General features: G+C 37.7%; 24 protein-coding genes. 17 read left to right on the top strand and 7 right to left on the bottom strand.

The features are described from left to right. The first annotated feature begins 87 nt into the window (after positions 1–87). The 6 genes from AC0L7T_RS02185 to AC0L7T_RS02160 all read left to right on the top strand — a co-directional run bounded on the left by AC0L7T_RS02185 (position 88) and on the right by AC0L7T_RS02160 (position 4861). Complete coding sequence (locus tag AC0L7T_RS02185) at positions 88–564, top strand: hypothetical protein (protein ID WP_473340835.1); 477 nt, start codon at positions 88–90, stop codon at positions 562–564. Between the two features lie 566 nt (positions 565–1130). Further along, positions 1131–1217, top strand: coding sequence for a hypothetical protein (locus AC0L7T_RS02180; RefSeq protein WP_473343410.1), 87 nt, complete (start codon positions 1131–1133; stop codon positions 1215–1217). A gap of 18 nt (positions 1218–1235) precedes the next feature. Continuing rightward, entirely contained in the window at positions 1236–1526 is a 291-nt protein-coding gene (locus tag AC0L7T_RS02175; RefSeq protein WP_473340833.1) for a helix-turn-helix domain-containing protein, read from the top strand. Positions 1527–2362: 836 nt separating this feature from the next. Then, a complete protein-coding gene (locus tag AC0L7T_RS02170) occupies positions 2363–3013 on the top strand; it encodes a class I SAM-dependent methyltransferase (RefSeq protein WP_473340832.1) in 651 nt (216 codons plus the stop codon). A 517-nt stretch (positions 3014–3530) separates the two neighbouring features. Next, positions 3531–4067: a TetR/AcrR family transcriptional regulator gene (locus AC0L7T_RS02165; RefSeq protein WP_473340831.1), complete on the top strand. Its 537-nt coding sequence runs from the start codon at positions 3531–3533 to the stop codon at positions 4065–4067. 2 nt (positions 4068–4069) lie between these two features. Further along, on the top strand, positions 4070–4861 hold the full coding sequence (locus tag AC0L7T_RS02160; protein WP_473340829.1) for a GNAT family N-acetyltransferase: 792 nt from the start codon (positions 4070–4072) through the stop codon (positions 4859–4861). Positions 4862–5107: 246 nt separating this feature from the next. Here AC0L7T_RS02160 and AC0L7T_RS02155 read toward each other — a convergent pair whose 3' ends face one another. Beyond that, positions 5108–5692, bottom strand: a complete 585-nt coding sequence (locus tag AC0L7T_RS02155) for an LOG family protein (RefSeq protein ID WP_473343409.1) — start codon at positions 5690–5692, stop codon at positions 5108–5110. Positions 5693–5994: 302 nt separating this feature from the next. On the opposite strand from AC0L7T_RS02155, the gene AC0L7T_RS02150 reads away from it, so the two are divergent. The 8 genes from AC0L7T_RS02150 to AC0L7T_RS02115 all read left to right on the top strand — a co-directional run bounded on the left by AC0L7T_RS02150 (position 5995) and on the right by AC0L7T_RS02115 (position 15082). Continuing rightward, positions 5995–6576: a non-canonical purine NTP diphosphatase gene (locus AC0L7T_RS02150; protein ID WP_473340828.1), complete on the top strand. Its 582-nt coding sequence runs from the start codon at positions 5995–5997 to the stop codon at positions 6574–6576. Between the two features lie 37 nt (positions 6577–6613). Further along, positions 6614–7243 (top strand): uridine kinase, encoded by a 630-nt coding sequence (udk, locus tag AC0L7T_RS02145; protein ID WP_473340826.1) that lies wholly within the window; start codon positions 6614–6616, stop codon positions 7241–7243. Positions 7244–7405: 162 nt separating this feature from the next. Further along, the gene (locus AC0L7T_RS02140) at positions 7406–7783 is read left to right on the top strand and encodes a hypothetical protein (protein ID WP_473340825.1); all 378 of its coding nucleotides are present in this window, start codon (positions 7406–7408) and stop codon (positions 7781–7783) included. Between the two features lie 108 nt (positions 7784–7891). Beyond that, on the top strand, positions 7892–10849 hold the full coding sequence (gene secDF, locus AC0L7T_RS02135) for a protein translocase subunit SecDF (protein WP_473340823.1): 2958 nt from the start codon (positions 7892–7894) through the stop codon (positions 10847–10849). A gap of 754 nt (positions 10850–11603) precedes the next feature. Next, entirely contained in the window at positions 11604–12275 is a 672-nt protein-coding gene (locus AC0L7T_RS02130) for a hypothetical protein (RefSeq protein WP_473340822.1), read from the top strand. Positions 12276–12355: 80 nt separating this feature from the next. Further along, positions 12356–13609, top strand: coding sequence for a methionine adenosyltransferase (metK, locus tag AC0L7T_RS02125; RefSeq protein WP_473340821.1), 1254 nt, complete (start codon positions 12356–12358; stop codon positions 13607–13609). Between the two features lie 129 nt (positions 13610–13738). Further along, positions 13739–14320, top strand: coding sequence for a DUF1572 family protein (locus tag AC0L7T_RS02120; protein ID WP_473340819.1), 582 nt, complete (start codon positions 13739–13741; stop codon positions 14318–14320). Between the two features lie 3 nt (positions 14321–14323). Next, positions 14324–15082, top strand: a complete 759-nt coding sequence (locus tag AC0L7T_RS02115) for an EcsC family protein (protein ID WP_473340818.1) — start codon at positions 14324–14326, stop codon at positions 15080–15082. Positions 15083–15089: 7 nt separating this feature from the next. On the opposite strand, the gene AC0L7T_RS02110 is transcribed toward AC0L7T_RS02115, so the two are convergent. Further along, a complete protein-coding gene (locus AC0L7T_RS02110) occupies positions 15090–16178 on the bottom strand; it encodes a Gfo/Idh/MocA family protein (RefSeq protein ID WP_473340816.1) in 1089 nt (362 codons plus the stop codon). Positions 16179–16180: 2 nt separating this feature from the next. Then, entirely contained in the window at positions 16181–16792 is a 612-nt protein-coding gene (locus AC0L7T_RS02105) for a hypothetical protein (protein ID WP_473340815.1), read from the bottom strand. Between the two features lie 315 nt (positions 16793–17107). Here AC0L7T_RS02105 and AC0L7T_RS02100 point away from each other — a divergent pair, with 315 nt between their 5' ends. Next, positions 17108–17854, top strand: coding sequence for a hypothetical protein (locus tag AC0L7T_RS02100; protein ID WP_473340813.1), 747 nt, complete (start codon positions 17108–17110; stop codon positions 17852–17854). Between the two features lie 182 nt (positions 17855–18036). Here AC0L7T_RS02100 and AC0L7T_RS02095 read toward each other — a convergent pair whose 3' ends face one another. Together AC0L7T_RS02095 and AC0L7T_RS02090 are read right to left on the bottom strand one after the other, a co-directional pair. Beyond that, the gene (locus AC0L7T_RS02095; protein WP_473340812.1) at positions 18037–19617 is read right to left on the bottom strand and encodes an FG-GAP repeat domain-containing protein; all 1581 of its coding nucleotides are present in this window, start codon (positions 19615–19617) and stop codon (positions 18037–18039) included. A gap of 137 nt (positions 19618–19754) precedes the next feature. Then, a complete protein-coding gene (locus AC0L7T_RS02090; RefSeq protein ID WP_473340811.1) occupies positions 19755–20195 on the bottom strand; it encodes a response regulator in 441 nt (146 codons plus the stop codon). A gap of 770 nt (positions 20196–20965) precedes the next feature. On the opposite strand from AC0L7T_RS02090, the gene AC0L7T_RS02085 reads away from it, so the two are divergent. Together AC0L7T_RS02085 and AC0L7T_RS02080 are read left to right on the top strand one after the other, a co-directional pair. Next, positions 20966–21337: a BlaI/MecI/CopY family transcriptional regulator gene (locus AC0L7T_RS02085; RefSeq protein ID WP_020893106.1), complete on the top strand. Its 372-nt coding sequence runs from the start codon at positions 20966–20968 to the stop codon at positions 21335–21337. Next, the gene (locus AC0L7T_RS02080) at positions 21334–22620 is read left to right on the top strand and encodes a TonB family protein (protein WP_473340809.1); all 1287 of its coding nucleotides are present in this window, start codon (positions 21334–21336) and stop codon (positions 22618–22620) included. The genes AC0L7T_RS02085 and AC0L7T_RS02080 overlap by 4 nt, the downstream gene beginning before the upstream one ends. A 96-nt stretch (positions 22621–22716) precedes the next feature. On the opposite strand, the gene AC0L7T_RS02075 is transcribed toward AC0L7T_RS02080, so the two are convergent. Next, positions 22717–23550: an alpha/beta fold hydrolase gene (locus AC0L7T_RS02075; RefSeq protein ID WP_473340807.1), complete on the bottom strand. Its 834-nt coding sequence runs from the start codon at positions 23548–23550 to the stop codon at positions 22717–22719. A gap of 166 nt (positions 23551–23716) precedes the next feature. Beyond that, a complete protein-coding gene (locus AC0L7T_RS02070) occupies positions 23717–24907 on the bottom strand; it encodes an MFS transporter (protein WP_473340806.1) in 1191 nt (396 codons plus the stop codon). Positions 24908–25782: the final 875 nt, after the last annotated feature.

The following is a 25782-nucleotide window of genomic DNA, read 5'->3' as shown; positions in this document are numbered from 1 at the left end:
GGTTTAAAGCCCGAAGGCGTCTACTTTAAATATATTTAACGTTGGCATTCAATTGTCAGAACTATGAAATATGTAAAGATATCAGCAATGAAAAAATGGATAGCATACCTAACAATTCTTGCATTTACCACTTATTGGGCTTCAAATCTTATGTTGTGGTTTCCCTGGAGCTATAGTGCCACATTAGGAATAACATTAATGCTGACTTTAGGGGTTGCATTATGGGCTTTTGTTACTTTTTTAGCATTAAAAACCTACCCAAAAACGGAATTAATAAAAGGTGCTTTTATAATTGCTTTGGTTTTTCTTCTCCTATCTGTAATTATGGATTACCTATTTTTTGGACTTCTAAGAAACGCAATGGAGGAATTGTATCAGCCCACTACATTTTATGGATATGGATTTTTGTTAGTCTGGCCTATAATTTTGGCGCTGTTATTTAAAAAGGAAATTTATAAAAGGAAAAAAAAGGCAACAAATACAGCCATAATAAAAGCTGGAATAATCGGATTGATTTGCATTGGTGCATTGACTTTAATAATTTTTCTTAGAATTGAAATTTAAATTAAAAAAACCGTAACTGAAGTTTACTATAGCACACGGTTTCAACCTTAAGCTACCAAGCACTTTTTTTAATCCTAATCCACTATTAAACCAAACAAGGGTAGCAGCAAAGTCCTAGTTTGGCCTTTTCCAATAATAATGTGGTCGTTCCAATGGATTCCTTGTCCGAAATCCTTAATTTGATGAAGAAAACATGCTTTAGTAGATTGATATATAAAATATTTATACGTAATCATTAGGTTAAACATGGCTAGATAAAAAGGGGCGCAAAAACCAAACCTAAACATCTCATGACAATTTTGACTTGGTTCACTAATTGGTTAACTTTATAACCGTGATGCGAAAGATTATCGCTTATAAAAATCATTTTGTTGACTTCTATAAATCACAAGACAATAAAGTTCATCTCAAAATTGAATACGTTCTGGATTTAGTGAGGTTTGAAAAACGGGTTCCAATTAAATTTTTCAAAAAACTTGAAAACACGGATGGTATTTATGAAGTAAGGGTAATTACGTCCTCCAAGTATTTGGATACTTTGCCTCTATGGTGCTGGAGATTTAATCGTGCTCACAAACTGTTTTGTAAATAAGACTCAAAAGAAACCAAAAAAAAAAATTAAAATAGCCAAAAAACTAAAAAGAAATATTTAAAGGAAAAAAACGAATGACGTGAAGAATATAACAGACTTTGAAGATTTATTGGTTGGTAAATACGGTCAAAAAGAAACTGAATCAAGAGACCAATATGACTCAGGTTCACTAGCTTTTCGACTTGGTGTTATGCTAAAAGAAGCTAGACAGCAGGCCAATATGACACAAGAACAACTTGCAGAAAAAACTGGGACTAAAAAAAGCTATATTTCAAGAATAGAGAGAGGCTTAAGTGATATTCAAATCTCAACCTATAACAAACTGATTGAAAAAGGCTTAGGCAAACACCTAAACATTTCAATTGGGTAAAAAAGTACTGTTTGCAGACGAGAAGTCCGAGCTAAAAATTTCGGACAGAAACATGCACTCCATCCCAGTTGATATAGGTTTGCTGTCTCCCTTTTAATACTTCTAGGCTTTACCCAAGCAGCATCCTGGCCCCTTACCCAATGTCCATAAAACCTCTACTATACTTATTCTTAGCGGTAAATCTAGTTACCGCATGTAATTGGGATACTTATGGACCTGAAAAAATTGTTTCGAATTTTTGGCTAATGTCAATAGATAGTTGGGAGCATCCACATATTTTTTACGCTGAAGATCCTTTAAATCGTACCAATAGTAATATGTTAGTCCCATTTACTGTTAAAAATATTTATCTGAGTAAATCACATATGGTAGTTATTCAAATCCCTGATCTGCTCTTTGAAAATGAACGTAATGAAGTTTATCACATAATTGAGCTCGCAAATCCTGAAAACCACCTAAAGTTCAATTCAAAAAATGAACTAGACAGTGCGTTAGAATTAAATAACATGCTTAATATTCTACAAAATGAATACAAAAGGTAATTATGATACATACCAAAAGGAATGATCCAGCCCCTTCGACACCCTTCGGCAGGCTCAGGGACCACTTTGGTTCCAAGGCCCATAAAAAAATACTGGAACTGATATTTACTTTAGGACACGGTTCCAACTTAAAGCTACCGGCAACTACCAAAATGCCAACATCTCCCCACATTTAAAGCGCATATATTAATGATAGTTACCACAAGGATTGCAACAGCTTCAAAAAGGTATTAAAACGATCTTTTTTCCTAACCGTTATATATTAGTTAGACGGATATTATATTGAATTCAAAAATGGACGAAAAAACAAAAAACAGATTAGGAGTAGCAGAGAATAAACCGACCGAGTGGTTTGAGAAACTTTATTCTGAGGCCAATGAAGAAGGCCAAGGTGTTCCCTGGGCAAATATGGCTCCCCATCCGGTTTTTAAAAGTTGGATTAGTAAAAACCCAAATACGCATAAAGGAAAAACAGCATTGGTAATTGGTTGTGGAATGGGTGACGATGCCATTGAACTTGAATCACAAGGATTTAAGGTAACAGCATTTGATGTTTCAAACAGCGCTATTGAACTTTGTAAAACCAGGTTTCCAAATGCTAAGGTTGAATTTATTCAAGCCGATTTGTTAGAAGGAATCCCAGACTGGAACCGGAAATTTGACTTTGTATTGGAAATCTACACTATTCAAGCCTTACCCCCTAAGTATGAAAAAACTTTGATAAAGCACATTTCAGACTTTGTAGCAGATAAGGGCAAATTATTGGTTATCACTGAAACACAACAAGGTAAAAGAGCTTTTGAAAATGGACCACCATGGCTTTTAAATCAGGAGTACATTAAATCATTTGAAAGCTGTGGTTTAAAGCAAATTTTTCATTCAAGCAGTGCTGAAGCTGAAATGGGTGAAGCAACCCATCTTACCCTATTTCAAAGACAGCCCTAACAACAAGGTCCTATTTAACCATTCCATTAAAGATGAAATCACCCCACTTGATTCCTTGTATGAAAGCTTTTATTTGACAAAGAATACCAATTCAAACCCGAAATAGGCATTAGACTTTTCTTTTACCTGATGTAATCATGCCCTACGAACCCTATTGCCTATTTCCATTTAACGTCTTCAAGAAACAACGATATCATCAATAGCCATGGGTTTTATCCCATGAATTAGAGAAATAATTAACACACGATTTTGGCGGTATTGTTGCTTTTTTTTCTGCAACAATGCTGACAAAATCGCTTATATTAACATCATTACATTTTTTCATGTCTTTGAATCTGGATTTAAAAAGCTTGGCGCATAGTCCGTAAATACGAAAGTCATGCTCAATACAAAGGAATACTTCACTATTCAAAAATTTTCCCGATAAAAAACCATTCTCTTGCTCATTAAATAAATGTGTCTACATTTGTACTGACTGCACGTTCGGTCAATCAATTCGAAGGAAGATTTAATTTATATGGACAAGAGAGAACAATTGATTGAGATAGCCACTAGATTATTCTCTGAAAGAGGGTATGAGAATACGCCACTTTCGGCAGTGTGCGAAAAGGCAAATGTATCCAAAGGATTAATTTCTCACCACTTTAAGTCCAAGGATGGATTATTGAGAGAAATTTTCCTGAAAACAACCAAGCTAATTGTAGATATAAATACAATTGACACGAAAAATCAAAACCCTAATGAACAGCTAGTTGAATTATTGGAATCCTTCTTTTCCCAACTAGAATCTGATAAGCTATTCTTTCAGTTTAACATGAATGTCATAGTTCAACCCACCACAAGAGAAGTGTTGGAGGACTTAATTAAAGAAAGGTCATCCTTTATCTTGAAAAGGACCACAGAGATTTTCGAAAAAATAGACTCAAAAGATTATTTGATTAAGAGTCATCTATTTATTGCTGAACTAGATGGAATTGCGTTAAACTATTTAGGGATTTACAAAGATTTCCCTTTAAACCAAATTAAAGAACTTTTAATAAAAAAATACGCCTAGCGATGAATTTTATAAAGACAAAAAATACCGATACAATTAATATATTAAGGAAACAGTTATACCTTTCGTTAACAGCTCCAATTGACGCAATGTGGGAACAGCTTTACATTGACTCTTCTCAGCATTATCTTATTGAGGACAATAACAGCACCATAGGATATTGTTGCATTAACGAAGAGGACTGCTTAACTCAGATTTTTCTTAAAAAGGAATATTTATCCATAATGGATACGGTAATTGACAGATTAATTAAAACAGAACTGATTAAATCTGCAAGCTTAAGTTCAAATGAAACAACAGCGTTTAACTCTTGCCTGATTCATTCAAATTCGATAAAAGCCAATACTTTTTGCTTTGAGCATTTGAACGTAAAAGTCGAAGAAGATTTCGTATTAAATATGAAATTGGTTACTACAGATGATATTCCAGGTATTAAAACTTTCCTGAAAGAGCAAGTTGGCATGGATGACACATTTGGGTATACACAAAATCTCGTTTCCAGAAAAGAAATCTTTCTGGTAAAAGAATCTGATGTAATTATTGCCACAAGCGAATGTAGAATGAGCGATACCCAACCTGAAATTGCAGATATCGGAATGATCGTGAATAAAGATTATCAAGGCAAAGGCATTGCAACTCAAATGATGAAATTGCACGTAAATAGCGTCTTGAATGCTGGTAGAAAACCCATTACTTCAACTACTCTCGACAATATTGCTTCAAGAAAAGTCATAGAAAAATCAGGGTTTTATTGTTCTAATATCATTTTTGACATTACGTTTAAAGCACTGTAAATAAACGCTAAGGGCAATATTCCTTACCATTAATGGTTGTCAAAATCCACCACAATAATAAGCCATTCCAGCACATAGAATAACTTTTGTGACGGTGATCGTGAAATCACAGCTTTAACAAAGCCCCGGTAAGGATAAAATTTTGTGGACAGAGGCTTGAACGCATAACAAAAACCTTTGGTACCCCAGGGTTATGGGTTATTGTTACTTTTTCCTGCATCAATATCCCTAAAATCAGGATGCCTATTAGCTATTGCTTTTCTTCCGAAGCCAATCAGGAGTACCGGAAGGTTCGTATGCTTCCATTTTGTCCAGTAAGGCTACAGGATCAGAAGCAACAATTAAACTATCCATATGGTGGGCTTTCAAAAATCCCTGTTCACCGACATGGGTTAAAAAGTCCAATAACTTGTCATAATAGCCAGACACATTGTACAGCGCCAGTGGTTTCTGAATGTACATCAGCTGATTAAGTGTCATGATTTCAAACAACTCCTCCAAGGTTCCTATCCCCCCGGGCATGGCAATAAAACCATCGCCTTTTTCGGCCATTAGCCATTTCCTATCCCTCATCGTTTCCACTACGATCAAGTCCGTGCAGCCTTGATGCGCAACTTCTATGTCCACTAATTTTTGAGGGATTATCCCATAGACAGGACTTTTAGACCCAATCATCTCATCGGCAATCACCCCCATTAGCCCTACATTCCCAGCCCCATATACCAGCCCCAGCTTCCTATTGACCATCTCTTTGGCCAATGCTTTGGCCTGTTTGGTGTATTCTGGAAGTATTCCAGTACTTGATCCGCAGTAGACGGTGATATTTTTCAGTGGAAACATATATAATATATTTTTTATACCTCAAACCAAGGTAAATTTGGCTATCTTAAAAAAGCAGAAATCTTCACAATGTCCTCCATTTGGGATGTGAGCCTAAATACAAGATCTTTTTATTTTCTCCCTTATTTAAGGTTCAAAGCTAAAAAGAAATAAATAAAACCTGTAAAATTTATGAACGATTGGTTCAGTGAAAAATGAATCCAAAGAAAAGGATTAAAGCCAAATTGTTTCTTTTTAATCAAAAAAGTAGGTTTTAGAGAAGGTTTTTGAAAAAGCTAAAGTAATTTCACGTTATGAAAATCTGTTTTGCCACAAATAATTTAAAGAAACTAAAAGAAGTAAGGGCTGTTTTGGGCAATGAATTTGAAATTGTCTCCCTTGAAGAAATCGGATGTAGGGATGAATTACCTGAAACAGGTGACAAGCTAGAAGACAATGCTTTTCAAAAAGCCCGTTACGTCAAAACTCATTACGGTGTGGATTGTTTCGCTGATGATACAGGATTGGAAGTAGACGCATTGGGCGGCGCTCCAGGTGTTTATTCTGGCAGGTATGCTGGAGAGCCGAGAAGTGATGACCGGAATGTTGACTTGCTATTGAAAAACATGGCTGGGAAAAACAATCGAAAAGCTGCTTTCAGAACCGTTATTGCTTTGATTATCGGAGAAAAGGAGTGGGCGTTTGATGGCAAAGCCGAAGGAGAATTGATCACAGCTAGATCTGGGGAAGGTGGTTTTGGCTATGACCCTATTTTCAAACCCCTGGGTTATGACAAAACATTCGCAGAATTATCCCTTGAGGAGAAAAACACCATCAGCCATAGAGGTAAAGCTGTAAGGTTATTGGCTACATTCTTAAAAGAAAAAGCTTCGTAATTGCTACGCAACGATTGAATCCTGAAATTATCAATATATGACCAAACCATTTATCATAGGAATTACTGGTGGAAGTGCTTCTGGTAAAACACACTTTTTGGACAAGCTTTTACATTCTTTTGAGCCTGGACAGGTATGCTTGATTTCTCAGGACAACTATTATAAACCCAGGCATCAGCAACCAATGGATGATAGGGGCATACATAATTTTGATACGCCGGACTCAATTGACTTCGAACAATATGCTGAAGATATCCGGAAAATACAGGATGGTCAAACCATCACCCGCCAAGAGTACACCTTTAACAACCCCAATAAAAAACCAAAAATGTTGACCTTCGAACCTGCGCCTGTGGTCGTGGTCGAAGGAATTTTTGTTTTGTACTACCCTGAGCTTGCCAATCTATTAGACTTGAAGGTTTATATAGATGCCAAGGAACACATCAAGCTAAAAAGAAGAATTGTAAGAGACAAGGTCGAGCGTGGTTATGATCTTGACGACGTGCTTTACCGCTATGAAAGGCATGTTATGCCTACTTACGAAAAGTATATAGCCCCATTTAAACACGATGCAGACCTGATCGTCCCTAATAACAGCGATTTCGAAAAGGCTTTAGAGGTTATAAAAACATTTTTACGATTCAAAATAGGTGACGAACTGGGTTAATCTCTTCTTTGGTTAGTCCCCTTTTAGCCCTATTAGTGGCCCTAATTCCTGTCCTCTTCAGGATACAATAATATAAACACCTGTTTTACAGTAGGTTTACTGTTTAAAATTAAAAAGGACAGCCATGCCTTAATTGAAAAAACTTTTTTATATTTGCAACCCATGAAACTGAATAGGAAAAATAAAGGATTAATGCGCCAAAGGCTTACATTACTGATAGTAATGCTTTTTTGCGTATTTGTTTCCAGTTCAGAGTTATTATTAAGTATAGATTCCAAAGAAAATTCTTTGGAAGTACAATTGGATTTATCTTCTGACAGTGAAGACGGAGAATCTGAGGATACCCAGACTTTTATTCACACTGGAATAGATGCCGTAGTTCCATTTGTAATGTATGCCCTTGATTTTGCATACCACTTTATCTATGAAATCATTATTGCCGACAGGCAACAAACCAATTTCCTTTTAGGTACTGATCTTGAATACAATCAATTATTCAAAATACTTTTTGAGCAGATTATTTCTGTGAATGCACCCTGAGTAACACCTATCTTTAAATTTTTCATTTACTGCCAACATTGAATCTTTGATTCAAATGAAAAATTCTATTCAAAATCAAATACAACATTTAATATCTAATCAACGAACATGAAAAACAAAGGGATAATCGTTTTTTTTACGGTGGTCATTACAGCCCTATGTCTGTACTACTTATCTTTCACATTGGTTTCCAACAATGTACATGAGAAAGCCACCACCTATGCAACTGACCAATCTGGTAATGTCGATTTTGACAAAAGACAAACCTATCTGGATTCTATCTGGAGAGAGCCCGTTTACAATTTCTTAGGTATACCATTTACTTATCAGGAAGTTAAAAATACTGAACTTGGTTTAGGACTTGACCTTCAGGGAGGAATGCATGTAACGCTGGAAGTTTCACCAGTGGAAATTGTAAAAGGTCTTGCTGGAGGAAGTAAAGATCAAATTTTCAATGAATCAGTAGAAATTGCCAGAGAGCGCGCCAAAACAGTTAATGATAAATTTGTAAACATCTTTTATCAGGCCTGGCAGGAAAAAGCTGGCGATAAGTCATTGAATACTATTTTCGCCACAGCTGCCAATAGAGGAAGAATTTCTTTGGAGACCTCTGATACTGATATCTTAAATATCATTGACAGTGAAGTTGAAAATGCGATTGACAGGTCTTTCAATATTTTAAGAACCAGAATTGACCGATTTGGTACTTCACAACCAAACATTCAAAGAATTCAAAATACCGGAAGAATTCAAATTGAACTTCCTGGTGTAGACAATGCTGAAAGGGTAAGAAACCTTCTTCAGGGAGTTGCCAAGCTACAGTTCTGGCAAGTGGCAGAGATGGATGAATATGGTGATGCTTTGCAGCAGATCAATGCTTTCTTGGTAGAAGAAGCAAGAAGCCAAAAGGCAGCAAATGTATCCTCTGAAACTTCAGCTGCTACAGATACTACAGGTTTAGAAAGTGACCTCGCCAGACAACTTGCGGAAGGGGCTACAGATGCAGATTCTTTAGGAACAGAAGCTTCTCCTCTTTTTGCTTTGCTAAAAGCAAATTATGGATTGGTTTATGAATTAAGAGATACCATTGCCATCAACAGGGTAATGAAAAGAGATGATGTAAAAGCATTGTTACCACGAGATGTAAAATTCATGTGGTCTGTCAAGCCTCAGGTTCAGGACGGAATGGAATTATTGGAATTGCATGCTATCAAAGCCCCAAGAGGGACTGATCAAGCTCCTTTAGAAGGGGATGTAATTACGGATGCCAGACAATCGCTGGATCAAGCTTCAAGACCAGCGGTAAGCATGCAAATGAATGCTGAAGGTGCAAGAAACTGGAGAAAGTTAACTTCAGAAAACATCGGCAAAAGGATTGCGGTAGTATTGGACAATTATGTATACACCGCTCCAACAGTACAAGGAGAGATTCCTTCTGGACAATCAGAAATTACTGGAAACTTCACAATGGAGGAAGCCAAAGATTTGGCCAATATCTTAAAATCAGGTACCCTTCCTGCTCCTACCAATATCGTAGAAGAAGCCATAGTAGGTCCTACTTTGGGTGTTGAAGCCAGAAATCAAGGAATCAATTCTATGATTGCGGGTCTTGTTTTGGTGGTCTTATTTATGATCGCTTATTACTCCAAAGGTGGTTTTGTGGCCATTGCTGCTTTGCTATTTAATATCTTCTTTATTCTAGGTATTTTGGCCCAACTAGGTGCTGCGCTTACCTTACCCGGTATTGCAGGTATCGTACTTACGATAGGTATGTCCATTGATGCAAACGTTCTGATATTTGAAAGGATAAAAGAAGAGCTTAAAAATGGAGCTGGCATTCTACAGGCAATTAGCAGTGGGTATGACAAGGCTTTCAGTGCCATTCTGGATTCAAACGTTACAACTTTCCTTACAGGAGCAATCTTGTACGCATTGGGTCAAGGTCCGGTTAAAGGATTTGCTATCGTCCTTATGATTGGTATAGCATCCTCTTTCTTCTCTTCTGTATTTATCACTAGAGTAATTGTCTATTGGATGAGTAAGAAAGGTGACAAAAGCAATATTTCTTTCGCCACACCTTTTGCCAAAAACCTATTCAGCGACCTCAATATTGACTTTTTGGGCAAGCGAAAAGTAGCCTACCTGATTTCTACTGGTATCATTGTAATTGGTATGGTACTGGCGCTAACGTCTGGAATCAAATTCGGTGTTGATTTTACAGGAGGACGCTATTACATAGTAGAATTCAGCGAATCAGTACCTGCTTCAGAATTAAAAGTGGGACTTGACAGTGAATTTGATGGTGCTGTGGAAGTCAAGACCTATGGTGCTAATAATGTGCTGAAAGTGACTACCTCCTATTTGGTAAACGAAGACAATGACGAAGCGAATAGAGAAGTAGAAGATAAAGTGAAAAGCGGTATCGCTGCTGTCACAGGATTTACTTTCCTTGATGATGCTACCAAGCTTTCCGGTGGAGACTTCTCCATAACAGGATCAAACAAAGTGGGTGCTACTGTGGCAGATGACATCAAAAATTCCTCTTTGGAAGCGATGTTCTTCTCTCTTGTTGCCATTTTCCTTTATATCCTACTAAGGTTTAGAAAATGGCAATTCTCACTTGCTTCTATTATTGCATTGATTCATGATACCTTCTTTGTAATAGCTGCTTTCGCCATCGCAAGTGCATTTGGTGCTACCTTTGAAATTGACCAGGTATTTATTGCTGCTATGTTGACAGTGATTGGTTATTCCATTAATGATACAGTAATTGTATTTGACAGGATCAGAGAAAATATAGCCAACAGAGGTACAAGTAAAATGGTCCAAATGTTCAATGACGCAATCAATCAAACAATGGCCAGAACACTTATAACTTCTGCTACTACCTTAATCGTAGTCTTGGTATTACTTGTGTTTGGTGGAGAAGTATTAAGAGGCTTTTCTTTCGCCTTGTTGATTGGTGTTTTAGTGGGTACCTACTCTTCTATTTATATTGCTACTCCAGTGGTAGTCGATTTAATGAAGAGAGAGATCGACAATGAAAACGAAGTACCGGTTAAATAAACCAGAAAATTATACTTGATTTTTATAAAAAGAGCCATCCCTAAAAAGGATGGCTCTTTTTTCTTCCTGCCAGGTTAATGAAACCTTAAACCCGGATTATGTAATAGGATTTCTCCGCCCTGACAATAGTCAGGGGTAAAGCCTGCCCCGTGTTTACGGGAAGTGTAGTATTCTCAGGAAAATCAGGCTGTTTGGAGATTTCAGCACGTAATAGATTTCCTATTGCATATTTGTTTAACTATCATGTATAGGGATTTTGTCAGGATTGCTTATTCTGCCGAGGTCGATTATAAAATAGTATTAATTGTGGACGCTAATTTTTTTCGAAGCAAATGGGCATTACCTGTTAACGCAATCCATTTAAGAATCCAGCCTAATTTCATTTCCAAACACTCCTCCTTAATATTAGAGCGCCCTAGGAAATTTACTTGGTCTACTTTTTTTATGTCTATTTAAAATTGGGTTTCAATTGATCGATTAAAGGTCAACCTCTAAATCGAATTAAATCTTCAGGAAGTCGAATTCATGCCATGTAGAGGATTCCCACGGCTTTCTCAGCATGTCCCGATTTTTCTTTATAGGAAGTGTTTCAATCACAGAAAAATAGCAACAATTGACTGATCTCAACGTCATTTCAGGCTATAACAGCCTATCTATCTGTCATTTCTGGGTGAAAATGCAAATAAAATACCCTGAACAGGGTATTGCCTGAAATTTCAGTAATTGATAAATTGCATCTTTATAATTTAACCTTATGCAATTGTCCTTTTATTCTATAGCGCTCTTACTTGGGATTTTGTTTGCAACACTATTCTTACTGTTGGGATTCAATCCTAAAGAATATAGAAAAATAAATTTTCTAGTATTACTTATTTTATTTACAGAATTACTTTCTGTAATAATTTGGTCCAATTCTGGAGCAACTGTAGGGGAAAATGTCTATTTATTTAACCTGCTGTATGTCTATATCAGACCTACTGCTATGTTGCTATTATTCAGTCAGCTACCCTTTAGTTGTCACCTTCAAAAAACAGTGCTTCCTGCCATTGGTGGATTTTTAATCGTTGGTATTTTAATCAGTCTTTATGTCCAACCGCTCAATCTTTCCATACAATCCTATACTTACCTTTTAGGACATGCGCTGGTATTGTCTTACAGCGTGATCTTTTTTAAAGACATATTGAAGCAAAGCAAATTTAGAGACGTCAACCTTCTATCATTACCTTATTTTTGGATGGCCACCCTAATATTATTCTCTTATGGGGAGCGATACATATTTTTTATTCTAACACACTATTATCCTTCCATTGGCAATTATGGTGTAGGGCATGTTTTTATATGGGTACAGTTCCTGGCAGGAATAATGTACCTGTCATTGGGACTTTCCTTTTTTGCGCCTAGGGTTTTCAATAAATACTATACCTAAATAATGCTGCGTTTTGAAAATATAGTTTTTAAATTTCACCATTAAATGTAAATTTAAACTTTAATCAAAAAACGCAATGTATGTCCTATTTATTCACCTCGGAATCTGTCTCCGAAGGTCACCCAGATAAAATATCTGATCAAATATCAGATGCAATTATTGATAACTTTTTGGCTTTTGATCCCAATGCTAAAGTGGCTTGTGAAACTTTGGTAACAACAGGTCAGGTAATCCTTGCTGGTGAAGTCAATTCTTCAACTTATTTGGATGTTCAAAAAATTGCACGAGATGTAATCAATAGGGTTGGCTACACCAAAAGTGAGTACATGTTTGATGGCAGCTCATGTGGTGTACTTTCTGCCATACATGAGCAATCACCAGATATAAACCAAGGAGTTGACCGTATTGATCCAGAAGACCAGGGAGCGGGAGACCAGGGAATGATGTTCGGTTATGCTACCAAAGAAACCAGTAATTATATCCCTTTAGGACTTGATTTGTCCCACAGATTATTGAAAGAGCTGGCAGCATTGCGAAGAGAAGACAGTGAGATCAAATACCTTCGACCTGATTCTAAAGCCCAGGTGACGATCCAGTACAGTGATGACAATACCCCTGAAAAAATAGATACCATCGTAGTATCAACACAGCATGATGAGTTTGACGAAGAAAAACCCATGCTGGAAAAAATTCAAAAAGACATCGTTGAAATTCTTATTCCAAGGGTAAAAGCCCAGCTTCCGGAAGCCATACAAAAACTCTTCACCGAAGAGATCAAGTATCATATCAACCCAACAGGTAAATTTGTGATTGGTGGCCCTCATGGGGATACCGGCTTAACTGGCCGAAAAATCATCGTAGATACCTATGGTGGAAAAGGTGCCCACGGTGGTGGCGCATTCTCAGGAAAAGACCCCTCCAAAGTGGATCGCTCTGCAGCCTATGCAACAAGGCATATTGCCAAAAACATGGTGGCAGCAGGGATAGCTGATGAGGTATTGGTACAGGTTTCCTATGCCATTGGTGTTGCCAAGCCGATGGGACTATATGTCAACACTTATGGAACAGCCAATGTCGCTTTATCGGATGGAGAAATCGCTCGAAAAATTGAGACCCTATTTGATATGCGCCCTTTTGCCATCGAAAACAGGCTTAAACTAAGAAATCCTATCTACGAAGAAACTGCTGCTTACGGTCATATGGGTAGAGAAAATGAGGTAGTTACCAAAACTTTTATCGCTCCTGATAGAGCGTCCATTACCCTGGATGTAGAATTATTTACCTGGGAAAAACTGGATCAGGTATCGGCCATTAAGCAAGCCTTTGGCATTTAATCCTTTACTAAGAAAACAATCAAAAGACAGTCTTTATGGCTGTCTTTTTTTATTTAAAGCTCACCTAAAATCGACCCTTCAATTAGTAGGGATTAACCTAAACAAGTTGATTCCGTTAAAACAATTGATATGAAAAGCCATCCACAAGTATTTCTCGAAAGCAGCCTTCACCTGTTCTCTTATTATAAAGACCTGGGAGAGAAAGCACTACAACAAATACCTGAAGAAAAGCTCTTTTGGCAATTCAATGAGGACAGCAATAGTGCCGCCATGATTGTCAAACATTTGTCTGGAAACATGCTTTCCAGGTGGACAGATTTCCTCACTTCTGATGGAGAAAAGCCTTGGCGCAATAGAGAGGCTGAATTTGAAAATGACTTCAAAACCAGAGATGAAATGATGAAGGCTTGGGAAATTGGATGGGAAACTCTATTTCAAGCTTTAGAGGGGTGTGAGGATACCGATTTTGACAAAAAGGTTTATATCAGAAACCAATCCCACAGCTTAATAGAAGCTATTAGTCGCCAACTCACCCACTATTCCGCACATATTGGTCAATTGATCTACCTCTCGAAAATACTACATCTGGGTGCCTGGGAAAGCCTCAGCATTCCCAAAGGGCAATCCAATTCATTCAACAAAGAAAGATTTGATCAGCCTAAAAACGACGGTAAATTTTCGGATGACTATTTAAAAAAAGACAGGAAGTAAAACATGTCGATAAATAAAGAATACATAGACCAACAATATGAATCCTTGGTTCAAAAGGACCTTAAAGGTTGGTTGGAAAAAAACCATAAAAGCCCTTCGATAATCAATCGAATGACCAGTGGCACTCAACAGTCCATCAATAAAATCATACCTGGTAAAATCCATCAGGCAGTAACTTATGCCATAGAAAAAATGGTTAGGGGAGTGCTACTAGGCAATACATTTATCGCTCCTAAACCTTTCATTGGTCACCAACTAAGAGTCAAAGAATTTAAGGCGCGAAAAAGCATAAAAATTTATACCAGAACAGCATCCATTGAAGGCGCAGTTACTGGTGCCGGAGGCATTTTGATGGGATTTGCAGACCTGCCAGCCTTTCTTGCCATTAAGATGAAGATGCTTTTCGATATTGCTGCTGCCTTTGGGCATGATACCAAAGATTTTAAGGAACGGTTATTTATGCTGCATATTTTCAAACTCACCTTTTCTACGCAGAAAACAAGAAATGAAACCATTGGTATTCTTGAAAACTGGGACAAATACTCCAGCACCCTGCCTGATAATCTGGATGAATTTGATTGGAAAAAATTCCAGTTGGAATACAGAGATTATATGGATTTAGCAAAATTGGCACAAATGATTCCAATAATAGGCGCAGGTATAGGCGCTGTAGCCAATTATAAGCTAAGTCAATTGCTCGGAAAAAATGCCATCCAAGCTTACCGGTTAAGGTATCTCCAAAAGACAAAGAAACTAAATTGAGTGTAGCTTACTTCAAGTAAACTCGTTTTCCTTCTTTGGCACTTTCCTTGGCAGCATCCAGAATCTCCACTACTACCAGATTATTTTCCAGAGAAGACAAGTCTTCAGCTTCTACTTGAATTTCCCCCTTCACAACAGCTGCCAAAAAAGCAAAAGGGTCGTTGTAAGGATTTCCTCTTTTGGACAGGTTCTCGGATTTTTCTTGCTTTTGACCTTCGGTTCTACTTAGTAGCAGGGTACTGTTTTTGGCTACCATGTATCCTGTTTTGCCATAAACCTCCATGTCTTTACGGCTAAATGGCCAGTTCCATGATGCCTGAATCACCCCTTGAGCATTGGGATACTCCAGTAAAATAGTTGCCTCATCATCCACTTTTGGGTAAATATCGGGTTTGATTTGTTTCAGTTCCGCAGTTACAGAGATAGGTTTCTGCCCATCCATAAGCCATGTCATCAGATTAGCCCCATAACAACCGAAATCAATAACCGCTCCTCCTCCATTCAATACAGGATCGGTCAGCCAATCCAAAAACTCCTGGTTTACACCAATCTCCATGGGTCCTTTATGACCATCGTTGACAATTACCCTTCTCACCGGGCCTATTGCCATCTCTTTTAATCGCTTTCTCAACTCGTGGTTACTCGCATACCAGGTGGTCTCATAATTGGTTAGCAAATGAATTTGATGCTTTCTCGCCAGGTCAGCCATTTTTTTGGCATGTTCCATACTAACTGCCAGGGGTTTTTCCACCATCACATGAATGCCACGAGGAGCACAGGCCTCCACTACTTCCAAATGTTCGTAAATGGAACCAAATGCGGTGACAGCTTCCGGTCTTATAACCGCAAAAAGGCTCTCCATATCTGGGTAGAGTAGCTCCTCACCTAAATTATGTTGGGACATTAATCGCCTGGCCAATGATTTGTTGGGTTCTACAATCCCCACAATCTCGACATCTCCCATGTCCCCTCTGCCGAGTATCCAGTTTACATGCGAATGGGTAAGGCCTACCACGGCTATTTTCACAGGAGATTGTGCCAATAGAAGTTGAATGGGTAGTAGTAAAGCAAAACATGCAAATATTAACTTTCTCATGGTTATTTATTTTTAATGGATTCTATCAAGTTATGAAAAAAACCATCCTGGTTTTCCCTTCTCTTTTGTCTGGTCCTTTGTCTTTTTTTCTTGTTCTGTTTTTTTCCTTTGACAAGAACAGACCTGGCAGAGATCCCTACTTGTCCACTGTACCATGGCTGTCTGCCAACGATATTGATATTGGGTTTGTAATCTAATGAGAAATTAATTCCCAGCAAAGTAAGTTCCACTCCTCCAATCAAATCCACCCCCAAGGTTCCATTGCCATAGGTTTGAATGATTTGCATGCTTTCGGGCACTTTTTGACGGCTTTCTTCAATTCCCATTGAAACACCTGCACCATAGTAATAATTTAACCTTTTCGTTAGCAAAGGCCGATGCCGTTCCAGGATGGCATGAATGGTGGTATTGTAACTAAAGTCAGATTGAATAATCCCCTCAATTGTAAGGCCTTTTTGGATACGCTGTTGCACCGTAAACCCGAACATTCGACCTTGATCGTTATTGGCCAGTCTTAATCCGCCACTTGTACCATAACTCTGCCCGATAGCCTTGTGATGCTGTCCAGCAATTAAAAAAGTTATCAGAACAAATAGTAAAATGGTTTTTTGCATTATAATAAATTAAATATCAGTTATAGGTACCAAAAAGCCAGCCAAAATTCATTGCTATTGTTTCCCAAAATTCTTTTATTAAAAGCAAAACGCAAAAAATATAGCTCACAAGAATTTATAAAACTCAATAATGAGCATGCTCACAGCCCCTATTTCCCTAATAACAAGGATTTGATAGGCTGCCACTCAAAAAAACAAATATGGCTCCTAATAACATAACCGGAAAATCTATTTCTTAGTTGGGAATTTTATCAATGCCTTGTGATATTGTATCAATAAATAATTAAATTTAGATCTAACAATAAAGCCTGAGTTATGAAATCGATCCTTTTTATTATCTGCTTTACCTTTAGTTCAGTGGTTATGTCCCAGGAATTGGAAGGTGCATGGATTTTGACCCACCAAAATGGAGCAGCGATCACCGACAAAGAATTTGTAAAGATCTATCAGGATGGTTACTTTGCTTTTGGAGCAAAAGAATTAAAAGGCGATAAATTTCTATATGCAGGGGGAGGGCAATACAAATTGGATGGAAATGTTTATGATGAGCACCTGGATTTTTTAACCCTTGACCCTGAGCAAATTGGAACCACCAATCGATTTACATTGGATTTTGCCAATGACCGACTGGTCATTTCTACCAAAATAAAGGGAGAAGACCTTATAGAAATCTGGGAGAGGGTATCGAAAGAAAGCGATGACCTTACCAGAAATTGGGTAATTACAGGAAGAAAGAGGGGAGAAAAGATGTCAGAAATGACTCCCGGAGCTAGAAGAACGGTGAAAATTTTAAGTGGTGGCAGGTTTCAGTGGATTGCTTTCAATTCTGAAACAAAGGAATTTGGCGGTACGGGAGGTGGAGAGTATGAAGCAAAAGACGGGAAATACACAGAGAAAATCACTTTCTTTTCCAAGGACGATAGCAGAGTAGGTGCCAATCTGGAATTTGACTATAAGGTTATCGATGGGAAATGGCACCATTCAGGTTTGAGCTCAAAAGGGGATCCTATTTACGAAATTTGGTCACCTTACGAAGAAGCCTATAAAATCGATGAAAAGTAATGGCCCTATTTCTCCTCCGATCCCACGGCTTGAAACCAGTGGAATATGAATTTACAACTCCTTAATACTGTTATGCCTGCAATGCGTTAGGTTGAATCAAACCATAGGATTCGTAATGGCCAGACCTATATAGAAAAATCCCCTTTAGCAATTGGCCTTCTACTACTTGTTTTATTTTAACGCTAATCATTACTGGTATTTTCAAGCCATGCAAATGGCAAGGTACCTGCAGACCATTTCTCAAAGAACCGGGTATGGTCCGTCCCAAAGATCATAGAGCCTAAAAGAATGTCCAGGTCTCCGTCACCATCCATATCCCCAACATCCATTGCCATCCATCTACCATCCGAACTCCCGGGAAAAGTTTGTACCTCAAAATTCATCTCCCCCTTGTTTTCCAAATAAACAAAACTCTCTTCTGGACTTTTTTCATAATCAGGAAAAAAACTAATCGCTGCAATGTCTATGTCTCCATCCTTGTCAAAATCAGAAGCAATTGCTTTGTATGCACCATTAAGCGGATAGAAAAAAGATTCTTTAAAATGATTGGTCCCATCATTGAGGAAGATTCTAATCCCATGATAAGACTTGGCTATAGGATCGTAATCGGCATTATCCCCAGCAGTATAAATAATGTCTTCTTTACCGTCACCATTGAAGTCGAATAACTCAAAATAACTGGAGCCATAGGTAGGAGGAAACCTTAAGAGCGGTTCCTCTGCGAATTTCCCATTTCCTTGATTGTGATAAATAAATATACCCTCATCTCCCTGACCAAAAAGTGCAATAATGTCCTGTTTGCCATTGTTATTTAAGTCGCGAATATAGGCTTTGGTTGCGCCAGGCCTGTTTCTTAACATGAATTTTTGATAGTTCCCTGAGGGATCTTGTTTCCACCAGGCAAGACTTCCTGTATTTTTCCCATACTCAGAAATAACCATGTCCTCTAGTCCATCCCCATCAAGGTCTCCTATGTCCATGTGCACTGGTCTTTGCAGGTTTTTAGCAATTATTCTGGTTGTTTGTCCTGGAGCGTTTGGCAAACGCATGACAAAACCAAGGTCCATATCTGTAGGATTAAAAGTGCCTATAACCAGCGCAAAAGTATGCTCATTCCCCTGATGAACCCATACCGTACCTTCAGGACTAGAAGCTGTTTTTTGAACTTTAAACTGGTTGTCCATGATAGAAAAAGAAGACCTTCCAGCATCGCTAATGTACCATTGATCCCGACCAATAATCTTGACCATCAGATGCATTGGGTTCTTTGTTTTACTAGCAGGTTTGTGAAGTTTAAAATAGCTTAATCCTTCTTTTATTTCCTTAGTTGGGGCATCAGGAAGTCGCTCTGGCGCCTCCTCCAGATAAAAAGCTTTTATTTTATTGAAAATCAAAGAATCTATGGTTGGCCCTTTTGGAAATACATTCCCACGCTCCACTATTTCTCCAGCCCTTCCACCTTCAAGCAGTCCGGATCTGGTGGTATCTGTTGCATAGATCCCTAAAAAATGACCCATCCTGGGGAGAATTGTTTCCCAGGTTGCTTTATCCAATAGCCGGGGTTCTGGATACAAATGACATCCTGTACAATAGGTCTTCGCCAGTACATTTGCAGGTTTGTCCAGTGGGTTTTGAAGTGCCTCCTTTTTTATTCCGTCTGTAGGCGAGGCTTTGTCTTCCTTTTGATTTTGATGGTCTCCACTATTACAGGCTTGTCCCAACACAATTACAATTAAAACAAAGAGGTAACGAACTATCGACATGAACAATCAAGGGTTTGGATCTAATAGACAATGAATAACCAAAGATAAACAAGGTCTCTTAAAATAAACCCTTTTATTTTGTTTCAACGCTAAATACCTGCGAAACGAACCCTTGGAAAATACATGAAAGCTAGTATTTAGCTCAATTTTGCACTTAAATTCAATTCTGAAAACAAACACCTGTGAATTGCCGAATGCAGGGAATCATCATTAAATGGCTTGGTCAAAACATTGTCCATAATTTTTGTCTGTGCTTGTGCTATTTCAGAAAGGTCAGCTGTAACAGCGATGATTGGTATGTTTCTATAAAACTCCCCACATACTCCTTCTCGGATGGCTTTGGCCGTTTGGTAACCATTTAGAACTGGCATATTTAGGTCCATGATGACAAGGTCAAAATAAGACTGTTTTAATTTTTCTAATGCCTGAGCCCCATCATTGGCCGTCTCAATTGAAGTATTTTGCCATTTTTTAAACATGGAACTCATTACCATTCTTATAATGGGATCATCATCCACGATTAAAAATTGTTTACCCTTTAAGTTAAAAGTAGGATTCGTTGGGTTCCTGTAGTTCATTGAAAAAAGTAGGATTTAAGCTTGTTAAAAGCATAATAGTAAAAAAATAATATTTAATTACCAAATAATTACTTTCAACAACATAATTATAGAATTCAAATTCAATTTTCAGTTTATAATTTTTTCGCCGTTTGTGAAAATGGATAAAACATCAAAATAAAGGACACCCTTAATTATAAAACAAATTAAATATTCAGTCCTTTGGATAGGTTATAATTTTAATTCAAAATAGGAGTGAAAGCGTTTCTAAAAAGACCTAAATATGCCTGAGAAGCTTTAACCATAAAAACCACCAGGATCACATTCCTTGGATTTATAAAACAATAAATCTGGATTTTGGCAGCGCCTTAAACCCGAAAGGAAGGGTTCTTACAAGTAACCTTCAATGGCCTGGCTGATGAGCTAAATCAATAAAACTACATGGACAAATCCCGAGAACTAACATCCGCTTCTTTGTCCATTGAAATAGATTGACTTCCTAAAAGCTTCCTGTTGGGTCCAAATTATGCCGTAAGTCTTTGTGCCGTTAAACCACTCATTTCTATTCGTTTTTTTACTACTGATAGTTGCTACCATCATGAAGAAAATGTGGGAATAGCACTCTGTCGCCAAACCTACCTATTGCCAAGTTAGGCCAAATATTTCTCCAGACCTTATATAGAAAAACAAATTTAATAGCTGGGAGTATGATTAAAGCCTATTTTACGTATTTTTCGTAGATTTACGAATTTTACGTAGGTAAACTAAATTTAATTTATTACATTTAAGTCATGGAAGCACTAACAAACAACGAAGAGCAGGTGATGCAGATCATTTGGGAACTAGAAAAAGCGCTGGTTAGAGATGTTCTGAATCAATTTCCTGAACCGAAACCTCCTTACACTACCCTTGCTTCAGTAATAAAACAGCTGGAGAACAAAGGGTACCTGGATCACAAGACTTATGGCAATACGCATGAGTATTTTCCACTGATAAATAAAAAGGCCTATCAACACAGTAGTTTTAATCTATTGGTTAAAAACTACTTTGAAGGATCTGCCAAAAATGTTTTGTCCTTTATGGTGAAGGAGGATAAACTATCAGAAAAAGATATTCAAGACTTAGAAAAAATGGTCGAGAACTTTAAAAAGAAATCATCATGACAAATCTTATAAATTACTTGTGGGAGGGAGCCCTATGCTTGACCTTACTCTGGCTATTTTACAAAGTCTTTCTTGAAAACAAGACGTTTTTTGCTTGGAACAGGGCATTTTTACTTTGTGCACTAATTGTTGCATTGGTTTTCCCTGCCTTAAACTTTACGGGTATTAGTAGCCTTAATTTAGGAAATGAATCCTTTGTAATGCAATTGCCACAGTTTGAAATAAATGGGTCAAATCAAGTGCAAAATTCCCCTTCGCCATTTTCATTTTCAAATTTGGTTTTCGGAGTATACATCACTGGCATGCTGTTTACATTGAGCAGGTTTATAATAGGAATGGTTTCCTTAATGGTACAGACACGGAAAGCCAAAGCTTTTTACAGCGGAAGGTATACCATTTTGGAGCACCCTACCTTTGAGCCATCTTCTTTTTTCCATTTAATTTTCTTGCCTGAAGGCGCCCTTCAGCTGCAGCAAAAGGTGGATTGGATTATTGCACATGAAACCACACACGCTGATTTCCGACATAGCCTGGACAAATTACTGATACAAGTAGTGAAAATAGTATTCTGGTTTTACCCTATTCATCGGATGTATGAGAAAGCATTGGAGGTACTTCATGAATACCAGGTGGATGAGAAAATGACTCAAACCTATCCTTTGGAAGAATATGCAAGGCTTTTGCTTAACCTTGCAAAACCTAAAAACTCAAGCTTATTAGTTCATAATTTCAATCAATTTCAAATCAAAAAAAGACTAACAATGATGACACAACCCAAATCAAAATGGATGGCCAGGGGCATGTATGCTTTTGCGCTACCACTTTTCGCCAGCTTGTTTGTATTAATTTCTTGCACGCCAAATGAGGACATGCCAATAATGGATGCTCAGGAAGAGGATGAAATTAAAATTAATCAGATGATAATTAAAGAAAGTGTTTGGGATGTGGTAGAAGACATGCCATCTCCACTAGGTGGCATGGAAGGTTGGAACAATTACCTGAGCGCTAACCTTGAATACCCAGAAGCTGCCAGAGATGCCCAAATACAAGGTACCGTATACCTTGTTTTCACGGTCACAGATGAGGGGAATATAGTAAATGCATCGGTTCTAAGGGGAATAGGCGCTGGGGAAGAGGATGAAGCGCGTAAGGCAATAGCCGCTAGCCTAAATGAAGAAGCGCTTAGGGTAGTAAGAAACGCACCCAATTGGATACCCGGACAACAAGATGAAAAAAATGTAAATGTCAAAATGCGCTTGCCTATAAGGTTTAAGCTGAATTAAATGAAAGTGGATTATTTGTAGTTGATTTTCCCGGTCGATAGTAATTTATTACCATCGGCCGGGAATCTTACTTAAAGCCGAGTATACTTACAAGTCTTACTTAATAAAATCTAAAACGGCATTTACTACTTCGGGAGACCGTAAACGGTGGCCTATACCAGTAGTGGTCATGAGCTCAGCCTGAGGCCAGTGTTGATTAAGAAGACGAGCATTGCTAAAATCAGTTAACCCATCTTTTTGATCATGAACAATAAGTCCAGGAATAGATAAATTCTTGGCCAAATAAGGCAAACTAATTTTATCCAAATCATCCTCAGCTATATTCTGAAACTCTTCCGTTATACTTTTTACCGTTTCATGGTTTAGTTTCAATGAATTTCTATAAAAACCAATAAATTCAGTGGCACTACCAGGCGTTGACAAGGCAATAAGTTTATTAATAACTGGTAATTTATGCTTGGCCTGCGCATAAATAAATGAAAAACTACCGATAGAATGGGTAACTACAGCATGAACGGCCCCATATTCCTCAAATAGCTTATAAATAAGGGAGGCATAATCAGGAACAGTAAACAATTTTCCTTCACTCTGTCCATGTGCAGGCGCATCAAAGGCCAATAAAGTATATTCAGGATCTTTAGAAAGCAATTCAATATACTGTTTCCACCTGAAAGAAGAACTTTGCCATCCATGAATAAATACTATTTTTTTTGGCCCGTCTCCCCAGCGGTATTGACGAATTAATTTGCCATTAAACTTAAAATCAGTCTCTTCCGCTGTTCGAAAAAACGCATATTGGGATTTAGTAATCTTGCGACGAGAGGGTGAACAAAAAAACTTAAATCCTAATTTGCCACTTTTAGAGGGCGCAACACTATTCAAGGTATTCAGGAATATTCCTAAACCCCGATAGAAAAATCTTTCGGTCATTTTATTTAATAATATAGGTGATCTGTTAATTGGGTGATTAAAAATAGATGCGAGTACCCATTTAGTAAAAGTAAAATATTATTGCCAATGAATCAATTAATTCAATAGAAAATTACTGTTTTTCTAACGTAACAAACTTTTAACTAAAATAAACTCACTCCTTCGTTTAGGTGTCTACAACCTTAATTCTCCTAATAAGTGGAATACATAATAAGCTGAGGGTGATCGCAATATAACCGATATAGCCAAAGTTCTGAAGTTCACCAGCAGCATTTTCAGCCAATATCATCCCCCCTAAAAAAGAAGCAAGCCCCGCAGACAATTGTTGCACCGATGAGTTAAAACTTAGGAAGCTGCCACGGTTTTCGGATTTGGCAGTACCAGTAATCAAAGCTGCAGCAGGTACCATCCGCCCATTGGAGGTGACAAAAAGAAAAGTAGAAACAACCAAGGCCAGCAAAATTGGCGTTGGCCCCAAATGGGTAATAATGGCTATCGGGATAACATTTAAGCTCATAAATATGGTGAATATTTTAACTTTACCATATTTGTCCGTAAGCCTACCTACCCACGGTGAAGTGAAAACAGTGAAAAATCCGCCTGCCATATAAATATAGGTCAATTGAAGTTCAGAAAACCCCACATTAGCCACCATAAAAGGACTTAAAAATGGAATAATCATAAACTGACCAAGCATCATCAACACTGTTAGTGAAATGGCACGCATCTGATTTGCGTTTCCAGTTACCCGCATGATTACTTGTTTAGGACTTGGCATGTCCTTTTCTTCTTTCTTCGGAACTGTTATGGAAGGAATGAATTTATATATGAGGAATAGAATAACCAGGGCAAGAAATGCCAGGAAGAAAAAAGGGGCATGCCAGCTAGACATGCTAGCAATAAAAAGACTGAACGGCACCCCTACTACGGATGCAACTGAAAATGCTGCCATTACCAAGCCCATAGCACTTCCTCTTCTATGGTCAGGTATGGCATCACCTATTATAGCAAAAATCAGTGCAGAAGTCAGTCCTCCAAAAAGGCCAGATAAAATTCTTGAGAACAATAAAAAGGGATAATTAGGTGACAATGCACATGCCAATGTACCTACAAAAAAGCCTAAAAATACCCACATTAAAATGGTTCTCCGATCATATTTATCCAAGATAAAGGCCCCGAAAAAACTACTGACACCGGCACTAAAAGTATAGGAAGAAACCAATAGCCCAAATTCCTGTGGAGATATTTCAAAAATGCGCATCAATTGAGGACCTAATGGCATCAAAATCATGAAATCCACTATGTGGGTAAAATTGATGGCTGCCAAAGTCCAAAGCAGTAATTTTTCCTTTTGCATTCTTTAGAAATTATCCTCTTAAAACCCACAAAGGCTACTGAAAGTTCTTAAGAATTCTATTAATCCGAAATAGATAAAAGATAATCTATTACCCGTTGAAATCAGGTTACAGTTACTGATATTTTGGGATGTCAAACTCTTCTGAGATTGGTCAGCATAATTCTATGGTACAATTCCACCTAACCCTTTTAAAGTATCAATGGAAGGGTTTAGAATCTTTGTATGCACTTATTAGCTCCCTCCCTATAAGCGAGTAATATTTGTAGACATTGTATAGAAGCATGACAAAAATAAGGGGGCCATGATTTTGGCTTTATTATTGCATTTATTCTACAAGGACAAATCCAAGCCCCACTTTATAGAAGCTAGACAACAAAACATGTTTTCCTATGTCATAGGTTCTTCCTTCAATGAAAATCAAGACACAATTAAACATTCCTTCCAAATTTCAATTCAAGTTGGCCTAAAAATACCTCGACAATCGCTTGCTATTAAACGCCATTTGGGTGATTCCCATATAAGAAATATTAACATTGACACGGTCAAGTTAGCTTGTTATTGATTTAAAACGGTTTAAGACTCCTTCAATCCAATAAATCTAGCTACCTTTACGAACTTTATTTAGTCCCTAAATAGAATTGCTTTTATAGAGACAGTTGAAATTTCTAAAGAATAAGGCGAGTTGGGAGTCCGGAAAAGGAATTCCTATTGTGAAGTCGGAGCTGACCACCATCTACTGGTCTTGATTTTATTTCAAACTTATAAGAATAACAATTGAAAATAGGGATAAAACCGGCCTATGGGCCACTTATTTATTTGCACTTTATGAAAACGATTTAAAAAGTGCAAAATACAGGCACTAAATGCCATCATAA

It is taken from the genome of Cyclobacterium sp. 10D3-21, from assembly GCF_055809755.1.
Note: the sequence above shows the minus strand (reverse complement) of the source record. Positions and strands in the feature narration are given on the sequence as shown.

Excerpts from the sequence above, each read along its gene's own strand:
- AC0L7T_RS02185 (WP_473340835.1), top strand. The coding sequence starts at position 88 with ATGAAAAAATGGATAGCATACCTAACAATTCTTGCATTTACCACTTAT.
- AC0L7T_RS02170 (WP_473340832.1), top strand. The coding sequence starts at position 2,363 with ATGGACGAAAAAACAAAAAACAGATTAGGAGTAGCAGAGAATAAACCG.
- AC0L7T_RS02165 (WP_473340831.1), top strand. The coding sequence starts at position 3,531 with ATGGACAAGAGAGAACAATTGATTGAGATAGCCACTAGATTATTCTCT.
- AC0L7T_RS02160 (WP_473340829.1), top strand. The coding sequence starts at position 4,070 with ATGAATTTTATAAAGACAAAAAATACCGATACAATTAATATATTAAGG.
- AC0L7T_RS02150 (WP_473340828.1), top strand. The coding sequence starts at position 5,995 with ATGAAAATCTGTTTTGCCACAAATAATTTAAAGAAACTAAAAGAAGTA.
- udk (WP_473340826.1), top strand. The coding sequence starts at position 6,614 with ATGACCAAACCATTTATCATAGGAATTACTGGTGGAAGTGCTTCTGGT.
- AC0L7T_RS02140 (WP_473340825.1), top strand. The coding sequence starts at position 7,406 with ATGAAACTGAATAGGAAAAATAAAGGATTAATGCGCCAAAGGCTTACA.
- secDF (WP_473340823.1), top strand. The coding sequence starts at position 7,892 with ATGAAAAACAAAGGGATAATCGTTTTTTTTACGGTGGTCATTACAGCC.
- AC0L7T_RS02130 (WP_473340822.1), top strand. The coding sequence starts at position 11,604 with ATGCAATTGTCCTTTTATTCTATAGCGCTCTTACTTGGGATTTTGTTT.
- metK (WP_473340821.1), top strand. The coding sequence starts at position 12,356 with ATGTCCTATTTATTCACCTCGGAATCTGTCTCCGAAGGTCACCCAGAT.
- AC0L7T_RS02120 (WP_473340819.1), top strand. The coding sequence starts at position 13,739 with ATGAAAAGCCATCCACAAGTATTTCTCGAAAGCAGCCTTCACCTGTTC.
- AC0L7T_RS02115 (WP_473340818.1), top strand. The coding sequence starts at position 14,324 with ATGTCGATAAATAAAGAATACATAGACCAACAATATGAATCCTTGGTT.
- AC0L7T_RS02110 (WP_473340816.1), bottom strand. The coding sequence starts at position 16,178 with ATGAGAAAGTTAATATTTGCATGTTTTGCTTTACTACTACCCATTCAA.
- AC0L7T_RS02105 (WP_473340815.1), bottom strand. The coding sequence starts at position 16,792 with ATGCAAAAAACCATTTTACTATTTGTTCTGATAACTTTTTTAATTGCT.
- AC0L7T_RS02100 (WP_473340813.1), top strand. The coding sequence starts at position 17,108 with ATGAAATCGATCCTTTTTATTATCTGCTTTACCTTTAGTTCAGTGGTT.
- AC0L7T_RS02095 (WP_473340812.1), bottom strand. The coding sequence starts at position 19,617 with ATGTCGATAGTTCGTTACCTCTTTGTTTTAATTGTAATTGTGTTGGGA.
- AC0L7T_RS02090 (WP_473340811.1), bottom strand. The coding sequence starts at position 20,195 with ATGAACTACAGGAACCCAACGAATCCTACTTTTAACTTAAAGGGTAAA.
- AC0L7T_RS02085 (WP_020893106.1), top strand. The coding sequence starts at position 20,966 with ATGGAAGCACTAACAAACAACGAAGAGCAGGTGATGCAGATCATTTGG.
- AC0L7T_RS02080 (WP_473340809.1), top strand. The coding sequence starts at position 21,334 with ATGACAAATCTTATAAATTACTTGTGGGAGGGAGCCCTATGCTTGACC.
- AC0L7T_RS02075 (WP_473340807.1), bottom strand. The coding sequence starts at position 23,550 with ATGACCGAAAGATTTTTCTATCGGGGTTTAGGAATATTCCTGAATACC.
- AC0L7T_RS02070 (WP_473340806.1), bottom strand. The coding sequence starts at position 24,907 with ATGCAAAAGGAAAAATTACTGCTTTGGACTTTGGCAGCCATCAATTTT.